The organism is Desulfosediminicola flagellatus (assembly GCF_005116655.2).
Classification (GTDB): Bacteria; Desulfobacterota; Desulfobulbia; order Desulfobulbales; family Desulfocapsaceae; genus Desulfopila; species Desulfopila flagellata.
Window position 1 is genome coordinate 1,393,163 of record NZ_CP050698.1, and the last position, 15,520, is coordinate 1,408,682.

Annotated in this window: 12 protein-coding genes; 7 read left to right on the forward strand and 5 right to left on the reverse strand. The window is 45.7% G+C overall.

Annotated elements, in window-relative coordinates; translation table 11 throughout:
- Positions 1–291 precede the first annotated feature (291 nt).
- Positions 292–1,539 carry a BaiN/RdsA family NAD(P)/FAD-dependent oxidoreductase gene (locus FCL46_RS05915; protein ID WP_136805453.1) on the reverse strand — a complete coding sequence of 416 codons (1,248 nt, stop codon included), beginning with the start codon at positions 1,537–1,539 and terminating at the stop codon, positions 292–294.
- A gap of 587 nt (positions 1,540–2,126) precedes the next feature.
- On the opposite strand from FCL46_RS05915, the gene FCL46_RS05920 reads away from it, so the two are divergent.
- Positions 2,127–2,630, forward strand: a complete 504-nt coding sequence (locus FCL46_RS05920; protein ID WP_136805454.1) for an ACT domain-containing protein — start codon at positions 2,127–2,129, stop codon at positions 2,628–2,630.
- 187 nt (positions 2,631–2,817) lie between these two features.
- Here FCL46_RS05920 and FCL46_RS05925 read toward each other — a convergent pair whose 3' ends face one another.
- Positions 2,818–4,272: a DUF3360 family protein gene (locus FCL46_RS05925; RefSeq protein ID WP_136805455.1), complete on the reverse strand. Its 1,455-nt coding sequence runs from the start codon at positions 4,270–4,272 to the stop codon at positions 2,818–2,820.
- A 1,008-nt stretch (positions 4,273–5,280) separates the two neighbouring features.
- Between FCL46_RS05925 and FCL46_RS05930 the strand changes: the two genes are divergently transcribed.
- Positions 5,281–6,189, forward strand: a complete 909-nt coding sequence (locus FCL46_RS05930; protein WP_136805456.1) for a DUF362 domain-containing protein — start codon at positions 5,281–5,283, stop codon at positions 6,187–6,189.
- Positions 6,186–7,790, forward strand: coding sequence for a 4Fe-4S binding protein (locus FCL46_RS05935; protein WP_136805457.1), 1,605 nt, complete (start codon positions 6,186–6,188; stop codon positions 7,788–7,790). Before FCL46_RS05930 ends, FCL46_RS05935 begins: the two co-directional genes overlap by 4 nt.
- Positions 7,791–7,937: 147 nt before the next feature.
- Here FCL46_RS05935 and FCL46_RS05940 read toward each other — a convergent pair whose 3' ends face one another.
- The 3 genes from FCL46_RS05940 to FCL46_RS05950 all read right to left on the reverse strand — a co-directional run bounded on the left by FCL46_RS05940 (position 7,938) and on the right by FCL46_RS05950 (position 10,863).
- Complete coding sequence (locus FCL46_RS05940) at positions 7,938–8,573, reverse strand: HDIG domain-containing metalloprotein (protein WP_228723336.1); 636 nt, start codon at positions 8,571–8,573, stop codon at positions 7,938–7,940.
- Positions 8,574–8,625: 52 nt separating this feature from the next.
- Positions 8,626–9,645: a uroporphyrinogen decarboxylase gene (hemE, locus tag FCL46_RS05945; protein ID WP_136805458.1), complete on the reverse strand. Its 1,020-nt coding sequence runs from the start codon at positions 9,643–9,645 to the stop codon at positions 8,626–8,628.
- A gap of 141 nt (positions 9,646–9,786) precedes the next feature.
- Positions 9,787–10,863: a radical SAM/SPASM domain-containing protein gene (locus FCL46_RS05950; protein WP_136805459.1), complete on the reverse strand. Its 1,077-nt coding sequence runs from the start codon at positions 10,861–10,863 to the stop codon at positions 9,787–9,789.
- Between the two features lie 382 nt (positions 10,864–11,245).
- On the opposite strand from FCL46_RS05950, the gene hisD reads away from it, so the two are divergent.
- The 4 genes from hisD (at position 11,246) to FCL46_RS05970 (ending at position 15,448) form a co-directional block, all read left to right on the forward strand.
- Positions 11,246–12,550, forward strand: coding sequence for a histidinol dehydrogenase (gene hisD, locus FCL46_RS05955; protein WP_136805460.1), 1,305 nt, complete (start codon positions 11,246–11,248; stop codon positions 12,548–12,550).
- Between the two features lie 14 nt (positions 12,551–12,564).
- Positions 12,565–13,251, forward strand: a complete 687-nt coding sequence (rsmG, locus tag FCL46_RS05960) for a 16S rRNA (guanine(527)-N(7))-methyltransferase RsmG (RefSeq protein ID WP_228723337.1) — start codon at positions 12,565–12,567, stop codon at positions 13,249–13,251.
- 124 nt (positions 13,252–13,375) lie between these two features.
- Positions 13,376–14,449: a 3-isopropylmalate dehydrogenase gene (gene leuB, locus FCL46_RS05965; RefSeq protein WP_136805461.1), complete on the forward strand. Its 1,074-nt coding sequence runs from the start codon at positions 13,376–13,378 to the stop codon at positions 14,447–14,449.
- Positions 14,450–14,506: 57 nt separating this feature from the next.
- The gene (locus FCL46_RS05970; protein WP_136805462.1) at positions 14,507–15,448 is read left to right on the forward strand and encodes a ribose-phosphate diphosphokinase; all 942 of its coding nucleotides are present in this window, start codon (positions 14,507–14,509) and stop codon (positions 15,446–15,448) included.
- Positions 15,449–15,520: the final 72 nt, after the last annotated feature.

Sequence of the window (15,520 nt, forward strand, 5' to 3'; positions counted from 1 at the left end):
TTGGAATGATTATCTGATGGCCATTATTTTTTAGGCGTGAGGCGCGTTGTATAAGCTGCCGAGGTGGTTTGGGTATACCCTTTTTTTTTCATTATCCAAATCTGATCATTTAAGGCAATGACATCTACGCTACAAAATCGTTTTAGTAACTCATGCTGAGTTACTAAGGTAATCAGGAAAAATACTTCTCCGAACACACAGAATAAAAAAGGCCGGTAGTGTAGATATTACCGGCATTTTTTATTCTGTGTGACGAGGGTATCACCCCAGATCTAAGATGTTTGGAGAGGTTTACGGCTCTTTTCTTTCTGCAGCGGCTTTTCCGGCAACCCAGCCAGTTGAAAATGCAGCTTGTAGATTGTATCCACCGGTATCTGCATCCACATCCAGAAGTTCTCCTGTCAGGTATAACCCATTTACCAGAAGTGATTCCATGGTATTTGGGTTGACCTCTTTAACCTTCACGCCGCCAGCCGTAACTATAGCCTCTCGTAAAGGCCGGTGTCCTGTAATTTGAAAACGTAAATCTTTTAACCAGGTTCGCAGTCTTGCCCGTTCTTTTGCAGAGACTTCTCCAGCTGGTTTATCCCCCACGAGATCGGTCTGGTTAAGACAGAGTGCAACCAGTTTCTGGGGAATCAGCCCCCGGAGGACACTTTGCATTTCTTCCTGGTTACGTTTCTGGAAATCGCGAAGGAGCCGTGCATCCAGTTTTGCATCATCGAGTGCCGGTTTAAGGTCAAGAGCTACGGTAACTTTCTTTTTTACTCGTAAATTTTCAATAATAAAACGGCTGTGGGTAAGGGTTAACGGGCCGCCAATACCAAAACGGGTAAAACCGACTTCGCCAAAGTCTGAGATTTTCCGTTTGCCGTTTATGTATATCCGCATACCGGTATTTCGAAGATCCAGTCCTGCCAGCTTGTGGATATGTTTATCTCTGGTTTCTAAAGGAACAAGAGCCGGGCATAACGGGGTCAGTGTATGGCCAGCATCAGTGGCAAATTTATAACCGTCGCCAGTGGATCCGGTTCCGGGGTAGGAAGAACCGCCGGTAGCGAGAATAACGGCATCGGCAAATATTTTTTGACCGTTGCAGATAACGCCATAAACACTCCCCGAATCAATGAGTAGTTTGGTAACCGTGGAAGATGGCTGAAGTGTCGCACCGGTTTTTTTGAACCAGGCAAGAAGAGTATCTATTACATCCTGGGCGTTTCCATGTTTAGGAAAAATCCGACCACCCCGCTCAGTAACAATGGGCAACCCCTGGTTCGTGAAAAAGTCGACTAATTGCGGAGCAAAAAAACGGGAAAACGCTTGATGTAAAAATCTGCCATTCCTGTTGAAGTGTTTAAGAAATTCCTGAATGTCCGAATCGTTGGTGATGTTACACCGGCCCTTGCCACTGATAAGAATCTTATTTCCCGGCTGTTTCATTTTTTCAAGAAGCAGCACCTCGGCGCCTGAAAGAGCGGCCTGGCCAGCTGCAAGGAGGCCGGAAGCTCCGCCTCCTACTACGATAACTGAGTGTGTCAAAACAGGTTCATCCTATAACGATAAGTGTTGTGTGTTTGGGGAATACATTCGCAGTCAACCTGTACATGCATCTGGTCCTGATTACAACATACAATGTTATCTGAAGAACGATTTGTACATAGCAAAGATGGTTTAGATGAATAGAAGGTAGTCGGCGATAAAGAGATTTGCGGTGATGGTAAAGGTGGTTAATGTGCAGAGCGTAATCGGAAGCAGATTGCAAAAGATAAAGCTGGAACAGATCATTTTCCAGCTCTATCTTTAAGGTTTTAGAATTTGTTGATTGAAATTGCACTCTTTTTCGATATATCCCAATCAATTATTGAGATAGAACGAAAAAAACACCGAAATTCTGTGTGAAATATACAGACCTGTTTTATTTTTATCCATTATAGAGTTAACACAAATAAGCACCCTTTAATGCGTTACTGCTGCATTCTTAACCGGGAGGAATTGCCGATGGGTTGTAACCATCCTGGAGAGTGATGGCCAGGTGAGCTGTATCCGCGAACTTTTTGTGTTTTAACTGGCGAAAAATGTCAGTTTAACTGAAGTCGCACAGATGTTTTTCAGATGAGGAGTAATATATGAAAAGTACTTTTGTGATGAGTATTGTTGGTCCGGATATTCCCGGTTCTATAAAATCAATTGCTGAAACAACCCGCGGAGCAGGAGGCGAGTGGACTACCAGTAAAGTTATGCGACTCGATGGTCAGTTGAGTGCCATGATGAAGGTTGTTATTGAGTCGGAAAGGGAAGATGAGTTGAAATCAACCCTTAAAAGTGCGTTTTCCGGGCTCCAGTTCTTCTTCTCAGATGCGGTGTCAAGGAGAGATGCCGCCACTAAAAGTATCAGCCTGGTTGTCGATTGCAAGGATCGTCCGGGGTTAACCAAAGATATTAACACAATTCTGACAAATCTGGATCTGGTAGTTGAGAATATGGAGTGTAATCGAGCTCATGTTTCATCGATTGGTGAAGCTGTGTTTACTGCGAAAGTTTCGCTGAGTGTTCCTGAAGATGTCACTGGTGAGGCAGTTGCTGATGAGATAGAGGCGCTCTCTGACGATGTCCGGGTGAGTGTGTTGTAATTCACTGTCTTTAAAAGAGAATAGTTTGATACGCAGGCCGGGTCCGGATAATTTTCGGATTCGGCCTTTTTTATTCTTTTTGAGGCAGGCTGCGAAAACCTGGTGTTGAATTGATACAAACAAAAAAGGGGCCTGCGAGAAAAAACTCACAGGCCCCTTTTTATCAGGTGGTAGTCAGATCAAATAATCAGCCACCAATGAGTGCAGGAATTCCTGGAAGCATACCAACTACTGCCATGGCAATAGTGCTCACCAGAAGGGCAAGGCCTGGTATTACCAGGCGATCAAGAACAGACAGTTTACCTGGGCGCTCTTTGTCACCAATGAGACCGTTGTTGTCGAGGAACATGGTAAGTGCCCAGCCGAAAACAGGGTTGACGATAGCAGAAGAGAATATACAGATACCAGCAGACTGAGTGTCTTTGCTGTCCTGAACCATTTCCATGCCCGCCTCAAGAAGAGGCAGGTAAACGCCAACGAGAAGAGCGATACTCAATACCGGACGCCATACAGCGATGTCCATAGGAAAACCTGCTATCGCAACAATGATAGCGAGTACACCTGTTGCAATTGCTCCACCCGGAATCGGACGTTTGGCGATTGCCGCAGGGATCATGTAAGTACCCCAGGAAGAAGTAATGCAACCTGAGCCGAAGAATGCAGAAGTAACCTGACGCACAGAACAGCCGATCATGGTGTCATCTACATCCATAAGGACGTTTTTGGCTTTTTTCGGGTAATTCATCTCCTGGAAGATACGGTGACCAAGGAAGTCAGGAGACCACATTGCTACTGCAAGGATAGCAAACGGAAGAGAAGAAATAATGTGAGAAAAATTAGGAAGACCAAGTTTCCAGCCTGTATCTTCACCCCACCAGTAGAATGGGTTGAAGCTTGGCAGACCCGGACCTGTGGTGAACTCAAACGGTGCGCCGAGTACAAGGGCTACAACAGCAGCAAGCAGAGAGCATATTGGAATAGCCAGCCAGCGTTTTTTCATACGTGCAAGTAATGCGTAAAGAACAAGGTTGGCAATCAGTACGATAAAAGCCACATAGCCCATATCAATGCCTGCTCCCCATTTACGCATGGCAGCAACCTGCCCGATTACACCAATGGCACCGAGGTAAACCAGAAGACCTCCGGCAACACCTTGACTCGTGACATTTACAAGACGCGAACCGCCTTTTGTTATACTGAGAATAATACCAAATATTGCAATCAGGGCTCCGAGTGCAAGCGGATGAGTTCCGGACACCGCCATGAGTGGAATAAGTGGCATCATTGGTCCATGGATACCAGCCAGGTTGGCGCGTGGGTTGAAAAGACCGGAAAAGAGAATTACGAACAGGAAGGATACAACAAGCATATCAACCCTGACGTTCTCAATGATGAACGCTTTGTCGAGACCGTAAGCACTTGCAAAAGCATTGGTTACAGCTGTACACATTACGGTCAGCCCAATGGTGCCGGCGATAGCCGGAATCATGTCTTCCCATTCGAAGTTGAAATCGCGGCCCGGAAGGTTTAGCGCCCAGCGCTTCGGTTTCATTATAGTGAGTTCGTGGTCCAGATATTCCGATCTGGTTGCGAACTCGCTACGCGGTTTGCGTAGTTTGCTGTAGCTTTGTGAATCAGCCATAATAACTTAACTCCCTAAATTAAGTATAGATAAAAGTTTGGCAGTCAATCCCCCTATGTGCTTCTTCTCCTGGAAGGAAACAATGGCGACTACCGTTAAATAAATACACGTATTAGTTCTGAGAGTGCGCAATTGGTTGGAAAACGCACCTCAGTAATTACACGAGTGTATGGGTGTTTGATAATTCGGGGTCTGAGCACAACGCGCATTAGCCCCCATGGACATGCCTGAGCATCATAGGGTAATGAAAATGTGTGCAGTAAATTCTCGTAAATATGCAGTTAATTCATCAAGGATACGGACATAAAAAGCAATTAATCCACTATCGTCCTTCTGTTATAGTGTCCGTTATGAGGTGGGGAGCTCGACCACTGGAAGTGGTAGGGAAACGGTACTGCTTAACAGATTTGACAATACTACAAAGTAGCACATTTATGATCGAAATATAGCGAAGTGTCAATCTTAAAAATTATGACAACATACTCTTGGAGTAATGCATTTGAGCAACTGTCTTGCGTCATAAGTAGTTACAGCCTTGCGAGCATAGTATAAAAAATATTGATGCATAACTGGTCAGAAAACACGGTGCACGTGTATAGCAGCACAAAGGACTAATGTGTTACAGAGGAGAAAATGTTTTTGAGATATGTGTTAAGGCTAGATATTTCAGGTTGATAGTTCTTGTGATGTGTATGACATATTGTGAGGGTATAGGTAGGTTGCTATAGATTGATGGAAGTAGTGTGTATACGTTTAATTGATAGGTTGCTCTTGTAATAGGCAGATTTCAGAGTAGAAAACAGTCTTTTTGCCAGTAGGGTGAAACAGGGTTTCGAAATTCAAGATGAGATCTATTGATGAGTTAGGCTGTGTGGCTGGATAGTAATGTGACATAGTGTCACGATGTGGTGTATTCTTTGTTGTTCCAGATGGTTTTCTCTATGGTATGATAAAATTGGTTCTAATGAGATGACATGAAGTCCAATGAATATGTTGATGGAGGTGAAGATGAATAGAAGAACCTTTCTCAAGGATGTCCTTTTGTGGTCTGCTGGGATGGGGATTCCTGTACTGGATATAACTGACGTATTCGCTGCGGCTTCCCAACCTGCAATTGTAAAAGTGACAGGTTCTTCATATCCTGAGCTTGTTGCGCGAGCTATTGAAAATCTTGGAGGAGCACAACGATTTATATCCTCAGGTGATAGCGTTGTGATAAAGCCTAACATAGGTTGGGACAGAAAACCGGAACAGGGAGCCAACACCCACCCTGAAGTTGTTAAGAAACTTGTGGAGTTAGCACTTGATGCAGGTGCTTCAAAAGTAAAACTTTTTGATTACACCTGTAACGAGAAAAGACGTTGTTATGTGAACAGTGGTATCAAGGATGTTATCGATGGGTTTGGCGATAAGCGTGTGCGGCTTGAGCATATTGATAACCGCAAATTCATAGAAGTAGATATCAAAAAAGGCAGATCATTAAAACGCTGGGAGATTTATCGAGATGCCCTGGATGCTGATGTGTACATCAATGTTCCGGTTGCTAAGCATCATGGGTTGAGTCGTTTGACTCTTGGCCTGAAAAATTCGATGGGGGTTATCGGGGGCAGCAGGGGCAGTCTCCATTTCAATATCGGCCAAAAACTGGCAGATCTGGCTACCGTGGTAAGGCCGACCCTCACCGTAATCGATGCTACTCGAATGTTGCTTCGCAATGGTCCTCAGGGAGGCAATATTAAAGACGTAAAGATAGCAGATACCATCGTTGCCTCCGTCGATCCTGTTGCGGCAGATGCCTATGCAACAACCCTTTTTGGTATGCAACCGGAAGAGATAGCTTCGACAAAAGCCGCCTACAAAATGGGGCTTGGTGAAATGAATCTTGATAAGATGGATATCCGGGAACTTACTTTATGAAAACGGGTAAAGCGAAACCCGGTAGGCAAAACGGGGCTTCGGTTGTGCTTCTAAGAAGACTATCCCAGCTGGTATTTTTGTGTGCTTTCGGATTTCTCTTTCTGCAGACCGACTATAAAGGCTCTGACACGATTGAATATGCAGTAAATATTCTTTTCAGAATTGATCCGTTTCTTGCTGCGATAACTCTACTTGCAACACAAACATTTATCGCACTCATGTTACCGGCTCTGTTTGTCTTGTTGCTTGCGCTGGTTTTTGGGAGGGCATTTTGTGGCTGGCTATGCCCGATGGGAAGTGTACTCGATGGTTGCAGCAAAATTGCGAAACAACGGGTCAAAGGGTTGCCGACTTGTTATCCGCGACTTGGTCGAATTGTATTGTTTGGCTCCCTGCTTCTTGCTCTCTTCGGGGTTCATTTTGCCGGATATGTTGATCCGTTTTCAATACTTGTCCGCGGGCTTGTCCAAGCATTCTATCCTGCATTTCATGCAGCCGCTGAATCCTTTTTTACATTCACCTATACTTCTGCACCTGCATCGGTAAATAATTTTACAGAGCCTATCTATCAGTGGTTGAAAGATACTGTTCTGCCGGTTGATAGAAAATATTATGAACTGGCTTGGTTGTCGTTATGTATTCTTGTCGGCATATTCAGCCTCGAAATTATCCAGAAACGATTCTTTTGCAGAAACGTATGTCCTGTAGGCGCAATGCTCGGATTGGTCAGTCGCTATAGTCTCTTACACGGAAAGGGGGGCAATAAACAGTGCGGAAAGTGCAGGGTCTGTTCCTCGATTTGCCGGATGGGTGCTGTTGATGATAATCGTGAAATGGATATGTCGACGTGTAATCTCTGTTTTGAGTGTGTTCAGAAATGTCCGCGCCAGATAATTAGTTTCAATTATGGATTTAAACGGTTTGCACAAACTGGTACCGGTTTGACACGAAGACAATTTCTGGGGATTGTTGCTACTGGTATCCTCCTGCCTTCTGTTAAAAAAGTACAGGGACTCGAATTGCGTAATGAGCCATATCGTATTCGCCCGCCTGGCGCTGTAATTGAAAAAGAGTTCTTAGGAAAATGCGTGCGTTGTGCAGAGTGTATTCAGGTATGTATTGGTAATGCATTGCAACCTGCACTGCTTGAAGGTGGGATCGACGCAATCTTTACTCCGAAGCTTGTGGCGCGCACCGGCTATTGTGAATTCAACTGTACGCTTTGTGGGCAGGTCTGCCCGACTGGGGCGATTAAGGTGCTTTCAGTTGCAGAAAAGCATACGCTGAAAATTGGCCATGCCTGGTTTGATAAAAATAGTTGCCTGCCATACGCCAAAGGAATTCCGTGCATGGTCTGTGAGGAACATTGTCCTACTCCGGTGAAGGCCATTCAATTTAGGGAAACGGAATATGCAGAAGCCGATGGAAGCGTGAAGGTGATTAAGCAACCATATATTGTTGATGAATATTGTATCGGGTGCGGTATCTGTGAGAATAAATGTCCGTTACCGGGAAAATCTGCAATTATTGTAACCAGTGCAGGTGAACATAGAGATCCAAAGAACACTCTGCCAACAGCAGGTGGATCGGTTTACGGTTGATATCTAAGAACTGCCCATTTCCCAATATCTTCTCAGTTTTTGCGGAATAATTTACTTTTCCAGCATTCTGCATAGGCTGGAATCAGGTCTAATGACTTAGGTAACAGGATTACGTGTTTCAGAAGCATATTGCATTATCAATGCAATTTACACAGTCCTCAGTCCTTTTTGTTGTGTTTTCTCGGAAGGATAATGGGCAAGCTCCGCAGGTGATGATGCGAGGAGATCAACGATATCATCTGGTTCAATCCCTATGCGCGAGAAAATATGATTTTCCAGCTCTCTGCAGAGATTGAAGTTTATAATGATTCTTCTTTCGTACTCCGGGTTACTGAGCGCATATTTATCCAGAATATATTCAAGGCGTGCATCAAGGTTGACCACTTCGTCATGTCGAACGCGTTTATCGGCATAGAAGACAAGTTCTGTAGCCCCGAATATTCCGTCTTCGTACTTTTCTTTTTCAAAATTGGTCAGGATAACATGGTTGAGCACTATCTCTGCAATGTGTGGATAACCAAGCTCACGACAGATCTCTGCACCGACCTCAGCATGTCGGCAATTCTCCTGTAAACACTGTGTCTTGGCGATGTCGTGGAGCAGTGCACCTGTGACAACATGCTCTCTTTCGGGCAGGGGTGTTAACCCGGACAGATGCATTTCGCGCAGCAGAATGTTGGATACCCGGGCAACCATAAAGGAGTGCCTGCGGATATTTTCCCACATGCCGAAATCTTCCATTAATTTCAGGCAGTGTAATATGTCAGGTGTGGTTGTTTGCATAGAAAAAAGCGGGGAATTATACAATTCCCCGCAATATTTAATGGTGGCAGAATTATTTGCTGCTCAGTTCATGAACAAAGTCGACTGTCATTTTCGCCTGTTCAGGTGGCGTGAACTGGTGGATGCCGTGTCCAAGGTTAAAGATATGACCATGAGCGTCTTTGGCATCATCAAGAAGACGCTGAATACGTGCTTTCAGTTTGTCTTTTGGTAATAGCAGAGCAAAAGGATCGATATTACCCTGAACGGCTTTGTTACCAACGCGGGCAATGGCATCTTTGATGTTGATACGCCAGTCAAGACCGATAACATCCGCACCCGATTTGATTGAGTAATCAAGCAGCGTTGCACCGTTGTTGGCAAAAAATATGAGTGGAATATCGTACGACTGAAGGCTGTCGAGTATCCGCTTAACGTAAGGAAATGCAAATTCTTCGTAATCACATGGGGCAAGAATGCCGGCCCAGCTGTCAAACAACTGCAATGCCTGTGCTCCGGCTCTGGCCTGTGCCTGCAGATAGAGGATTGTGGCTTCGGTGATTTTATCCATAATTCCGTGGAACACTTCAGGCTGAGTGAACATCAGCTTTTTCGTTTCCCAGAACACTTTAGAGCTACCACCTTCAATGAGGTATGTCGCACAGGTAAATGGTGCACCTGCAAAACCGATCAATGGAACCTTAAGTTCTTTTCTGAGCAACTTGATAGTTTCCATAACAAAGCCGGTGGCTTCATCAGGATCAGGGATGATGAGTTTATCAAGTGCCTGCTGATCGCGGATGGTGGTCGCAAATACCGGACCCTTACCTTCATGAAAATCAAGCGGTGCGCCCATCGCTTCCATCAGGATCAGGATGTCAGAGAAAAGAATCGCTGCATCCATTCCGAGAATATCAATAGGCTGGAGAGTTACCTCTACACAGAGTTCCGGAGATTTACACAGCTCAAGAAAGGTGACGTTGCCGCGCACTTTCTGGTATTCCGGTAAGTAACGACCGGCCTGGCGCATCATCCAGATTGGGGTGTAGTCGGTTTTTTCGCCCCGGCATGCTTTCAGAAATGTATTGTTCATACTTTCCCATTAATGTTTGGGTTGTGGTGTATTAGATTCACCAGTCATCGAAGAGCTTCTGAGATGTATTTCACGATCAATGCGTCATGAGTAAGAAAATCGATACTCACAGAAAATCCTTCGAAAATGTCCTGGTTGAATCTACTCGCTATCTTTTGCTCGCTGCACTTTTAATGGAGTATAGCTGCAGAATGGCTCCTGGGCAAGATAATCGCCGGTCATGGCGTATGATCTTGCGCGGCATCCACCGCAGACTCCAACGTATTCACACTGGCCGCAATTGCCTTTGTAACTCTTGAAATCGCGAAGCTGCAGGAAGAGGTCTGAATTTTCCCAGATGTCCTTAAATGGAGTGGTTTTAACGTTGCCAGCTGATTTCGGGAAATAACTGCATGGCAGGATCTCACCATCCACATCAATCAGACAGATAAGCTGTCCGGCAAGACATCCTTTTGAACCACCTGTAGAAAACTTCAGATTACGACGTACGTGCTTTTCACCGTCTTCTTTCGCTTTCTGGCGAACGATTCGATAATAATGCGGAGCGCAGGTTGGTCGCATCAATAGTTCATTTTCTTGTTTTTCCACCTCGTAATGCCAGTCAAGGATCTCGTCGTACAGTTTTTCCGGAATGAGCTCCTCCATAATATCTTCGCCACGTCCTGTTGGCACAATCATGAACATATACCAGGCTGATGCTCCAAGCTTTTTTACGAGCTTGTAAATATCCGGAATTTCTTTCTGGTTGCGGACTGTAAACGAGGAGTTGACGAGAAACGGAATCCCGTGCTTATTAAACAACTCAATGGCTTTAAGTGTCCCTTCAAAAGCACCTTTCTGGTTTCTGAAATCGTCGTGGGTTTCAGCGCAGGCTCCATCAAGACTGAGTGAAACCATACGGATATCTGCTTTTTTGATTTTCTCGCAGATCTCGTCAGTGACCAGTGTGCCGTTGGTAGCCAAACACATTCGAAATCCAAGATCTGTACCGTATCGGGCAATTTCAAAAACATCTTTTCTCAGCAGCGGTTCGCCACCGGAAAGAACCATAACCGGACTTGCGTAGGAGGCAATGTCGTCGAGGATTTTTTTTGCTTCATCGAGGGTAAAGTCTGGGTGTTCGTGTGCCTGTAACTCTGAAGATGAGCGACAGTGGACACATTTGAGGTTGCAGCGACGGGTAATCTCCCAGGCAATCCATTTGGGTTCAAAATCCATACAGTAACTCCGGTAATGTTCAATAGGTAGGCTCCAAGCGACTCACTATATTATCTTTTTAGCCTCTGGCAAGTCTATAATACGTTTAAGCGATACTAAATTAAGCACTCAGAAGAAAAAATAAAGTCAACACGGTAGGTAAGAGGATCTAATTGGGTGTAGTCGGGAAAATAGGCAGAGCTTGACGCAATTTGTTTGTATTTTGCAATAGGTGAGCTATATTCTGTCCCTTCCGAAGGTCTGCCGCTCTTTATTTTACGAGGGAAATGGCGTATAGTGTCCCGCACTACCAGCAACATAGCTGCATTAGAGGTGCGGCTAGCCATATCATTTAGGCGAAACGTGTATAGTTTCCCATACCAGCTACCTATATAAATATATCATGATAATTACACCTGTATCGACATCCAGCTCTGAGGGCGAGAAAACTATCACCTCCTTACTGCAGCGTTTTCAGGCTGCGGACAACTCCTGTCAAAAGGCAGTGGAAGAGATTATTCAAGCGGTTCGTGAGCGAAAGGATGAAGCTGTCGTTGAATATGGTCGTCGTTTTGATTCCCCAAACCTGACAGTTGAAACCTTGCAGGTTAGCAGTGAGGAATTGCAGGCCGCATATACAGAGGTTGATGAAAAATTTCTTGAAACCCTTAGCCTTGCTATCGATCGCATTCAGTCATTTCATGAGCGTGAGATGGAAGATTCCTGGATGCAGACCCGTGAAGACGGCACCATCGTCGGTAGGCTTGTTCGTCCAGTCGATACTGCCGGGCTCTACGTTCCGGGTGGGCAGGGTGGTTCAACTCCTCTTGTTTCATCGGTCTTGATGAACGGCATTCCTGCGGGAATCGCCGGTGTGCATGAGCGGGTAATGGTTACTCCTCCAGACGAGCATGGTAAAATTAATCCGCATCTGCTGGTGGCGGCGCAAGAGATAGGAATTACCCAGATCTTTAAAGCCGGATCTGCCTGGGCTGTTGCTGCTCTTGCTTATGGTACCGAATCTATCCCAAAGGTTGATGTAATTGTTGGCCCTGGTAATCAGTATGTAACAGAAGCAAAGCGTCTGGTTTCAGGTATGGTGCGAATTGATATGATTGCGGGGCCATCTGAAGTGTTGATTGTTGCTGACGACACCGCAAAAGTCGAAAATGTTGCAGCAGATATGCTCGCTCAGGCTGAGCACGATCTGCTGGCTCTTGCAGTGGTTGTTACAACCGATGCACAGCTGGCAGCAGCAATTCCAGCAGAGCTTGAGAGGCAGCTTGCAACGTTGTCACGTAAAAGTATAGCCCAGACTTCATTGAAAAACCGGGGTGTGATTCTGGTTGCTGCCGATTTGACTGAGGCTATTAGTCTGGCAAATGATATCGCAATAGAACATTTGGAATTGATGATTAACGATCCGTGGTCACAGGTGCCTCACGTACGTCACGCAGGTGCAATTTTCCTTGGTAATAATACCCCTGAAGCGGCCGGTGATTATGTGGCAGGCCCTAATCATGTACTGCCTACTATGGGCACTGCGCGTTTTGCCTCTGCGCTTGGTGTGGAAACATTTTTAAAGAAATGCTCAATCATCAGTTACTCGGAAAATGCCTTGAGAGCAGATAGTGAACATATCCAGCGACTGGCAAATCTTGAGGGGCTGACTGCCCATGCAAACTCTGTAGCAGTGCGTGTTAAGTGAGCGGGCCGTATTCTGTGAGTGATAAAAAGAATAGCAATACATTTAAGGAGCGACTTGTCGAAGGGCTGAGTCGCTTGAAAATCGATCTTGATGACGATGCCGTAGACCGGTTGCATATCTATTTTGTCGAGTTGAAAAAATGGAATCGTAAGGTCAATCTGATCGCTAAAGGATCTGGAGACGACCTGATCATCGAGAATCACTTTCTAGATTCGCTGACCCTCCTGCCGCTTTTGCAGGGTGGCGATGTGCATCTGCTTGATGTTGGTACAGGTGGCGGATTTCCGGGCCTCATACTCGGGGCTGCAGATCCGTCTATTCGGCTTACTCTGGTTGAGCCCCGGCTAAAGCGTGTTTCCTTTCTCAAACATATTGTCCGCACTCTGGCGCTTACACAGGTCGATGTTCTGGCGTGCAGGATTGAAGATGAAGTGCAGTTGCCCTCAGAGACAGTATTTACTCATATTACCAGCAGGGCTGTAAATGAGGTGGCTCCGTTTCTTGAGATGGTGGTACGGTTTAGTCATCCGGATCTACAGATAATCTGTATGAAAGGTCCTAAATGGCAGGAAGAAGTTGACAGGGCTAGCGACATTGTGCAGAGCTTGCATTTTGTGCAATCGCAGGTCGTGTCTAGTGTGTTGCCTTTCTCTTCTGCTGAGAGGGCTTTAGTCGTATTCAAGACCCGTTCCGGGTTATAGCAGTAGCAAAAAACGAGATAATTTGGTAAAAATGCTTCCCTGGACATAACTCATGTTATGATCTCAGGGTGGTGTGTAACTATGGTTCGCATTATGCGAATTGAACGTGTTGGAAGGAGATCAGATGAAGAAAATAGCGGTTCTGCCGGGTGACGGTATTGGTCCGGAGGTGATGGCAGAGGCTATCAAGGTACTTGATGCTGCCCAGAAAAAGTTCTCTTTTGAACTTTCGTACACCCACGCTGACGTTGGTGGTATAGCAATTGACAATCATGGTGAGGCGCTTCCGCCTGCTACTCTTGAGTTGTGTGAGAAGAGTGATGCTATCCTTTTTGGCTCCGTAGGTGGTCCAAAATGGGAAAGCCTGCCGCCTCAGGAGCAACCGGAACGAGCTGCTTTGCTGCCGCTGAGAAAACATTTTGATCTGTTTTGCAACCTGAGACCTGCCAAAGTGTTCAAGTCGCTTACAGCTGCATGTCCACTCAGGCCTGATATTGTAGGTGATGGTTTTGATATTCTCTGCATGCGTGAGCTGACTTCTGATATTTACTTTGGTCAGCCAAAAGGTCGTGAAGGTGAAGGGCCTGAAGAGCGTGCTTATGACACAATGACCTACACCCGTGCGGAAATCGAGCGAATTACCCGTATGGCATTTGAAGCTGCCCGACTTCGCAGCAACAAAGTTACATCTGTTGATAAGGCCAACGTTCTGACCACAATGGTGCTCTGGCGTGAGGTAGTTATCGAGATCCACAAAGAATATCCTGATGTTGAGCTTAATCACATCTATGTAGACAATGCGACCATGCAGCTTGTGCGTGATCCGCATCAGTTTGATGTTTTGCTTTGCGGCAACATGTTCGGTGATATTATCTCCGATGAGGCTGCAATGCTTACCGGTTCTATGGGTCTTCTGGCTTCTGCATCCCTTAATGCAGATAAGTTTGGTCTTTATGAGCCTGCAGGTGGTTCCGCACCGGATATCGCTGGTCAGGGAATTGCTAATCCTATAGCCGAGATTCTCTCTGCTTCAATGATGCTGCGTTACAGTTTTGGTCTTGATGAAGCTGCTGATGCTATTGATGCTGCGGTAGAGGCGACTCTTGAGAAAGGAATATGCACAGCTGATATAGCTATAGATAAGAGTAAAGCCGTAGGAACAGCAGCAATGGGAGACGCCATTGTCGCTGCACTGTAGTCTGGATAAGGAGAAGATGCTCATCACGGGCATTTTCTCCTGAACAGGAGATCTGGCATGACAGGTAAATCCGATATCGTCATCGTTGCCAATGAGGCATCGCGGGATCTGGGACGAAAGGTTGCTGAATATACAGGGGTTGCTTTTTCGGAGATGATCCGGAAACAATTTTCTGATGGTGAATGTTATCACGCCTTTCCTACTTCGATCTCAGGAAAGGATCTGGTGATAGTGGGGGCAACCCATACAGAATCATCATACCAGGAGATTCTTGATCTCATCCAGGGAGGACGGTACTGGAATGCTGCATCAATTAATGTGGTTATCCCGTACATGGGCTACTCTACCATGGAAAGGGCTAAACCCAATTCTTATGAAATTCCAAAAGGTATAACCCGTACCCGCCAGCTTTTCAGGACACGACCTGACTTTGTTGCTTTTGTGGATCTGCATTCCGAAGCTGTCCTTCACGCTCATGCCGGTGAAATCCGTACTCAACATATTTGGACTGATCGTTTGGTAGTCGATAAGATACGCGCATCTGGATTAACAGATTACGTGCTTGTTTCACCTGATTACGGTTTTTCGAAGCGGGTGGCACGACTTGCCAGTCTTCTTGATTGTCCACATACCGCAGCCGATAAGGACAGATATGATACAGACAAGACCATCGTCAGTCAGGTATCCAGCGTAGTTAAAGGCAAAGTGGCTATCGTTTGCGATGATATGATCAGAACCGGTGGATCGATAATACAGACTGCTGAGAGATGTCTCGACGCCGGAGCCCGTGATGTGGCGGTTATGGCAACCCATCTGGTGTTGGCCGGTGGAGCACGAGAAAAATTTGAAGCCAGCCCGGTGACCAGGATAATTGGATCCGACTCATTTCCGGGAAGGTGTAGTGATAATTTGTTGGATGTATATTCAGTTGCCCCTTTACTTGCTGAAGTTTTGCGTAGTCATCTTCGATCAATCGGGCAGCAGGAGCAGCCACAATAAGAAGTTGCAGTACTACGAAACCGTTCAGAACTGTTTGCATGTATTTTTATCAAATTTGCTACAGATTTTCGG

Excerpts from the sequence above, each read along its gene's own strand:
- FCL46_RS05920 (WP_136805454.1), top strand. The coding sequence starts at position 2,127 with ATGAAAAGTACTTTTGTGATGAGTATTGTTGGTCCGGATATTCCCGGT.
- FCL46_RS05950 (WP_136805459.1), bottom strand. The coding sequence starts at position 10,863 with ATGGATTTTGAACCCAAATGGATTGCCTGGGAGATTACCCGTCGCTGC.
- FCL46_RS05930 (WP_136805456.1), top strand. The coding sequence starts at position 5,281 with ATGAATAGAAGAACCTTTCTCAAGGATGTCCTTTTGTGGTCTGCTGGG.
- FCL46_RS05970 (WP_136805462.1), top strand. The coding sequence starts at position 14,507 with ATGACAGGTAAATCCGATATCGTCATCGTTGCCAATGAGGCATCGCGG.
- leuB (WP_136805461.1), top strand. The coding sequence starts at position 13,376 with ATGAAGAAAATAGCGGTTCTGCCGGGTGACGGTATTGGTCCGGAGGTG.
- FCL46_RS05940 (WP_228723336.1), bottom strand. The coding sequence starts at position 8,573 with ATGCAAACAACCACACCTGACATATTACACTGCCTGAAATTAATGGAA.
- FCL46_RS05925 (WP_136805455.1), bottom strand. The coding sequence starts at position 4,272 with ATGGCTGATTCACAAAGCTACAGCAAACTACGCAAACCGCGTAGCGAG.
- hemE (WP_136805458.1), bottom strand. The coding sequence starts at position 9,645 with ATGAACAATACATTTCTGAAAGCATGCCGGGGCGAAAAAACCGACTAC.
- FCL46_RS05935 (WP_136805457.1), top strand. The coding sequence starts at position 6,186 with ATGAAAACGGGTAAAGCGAAACCCGGTAGGCAAAACGGGGCTTCGGTT.
- hisD (WP_136805460.1), top strand. The coding sequence starts at position 11,246 with ATGATAATTACACCTGTATCGACATCCAGCTCTGAGGGCGAGAAAACT.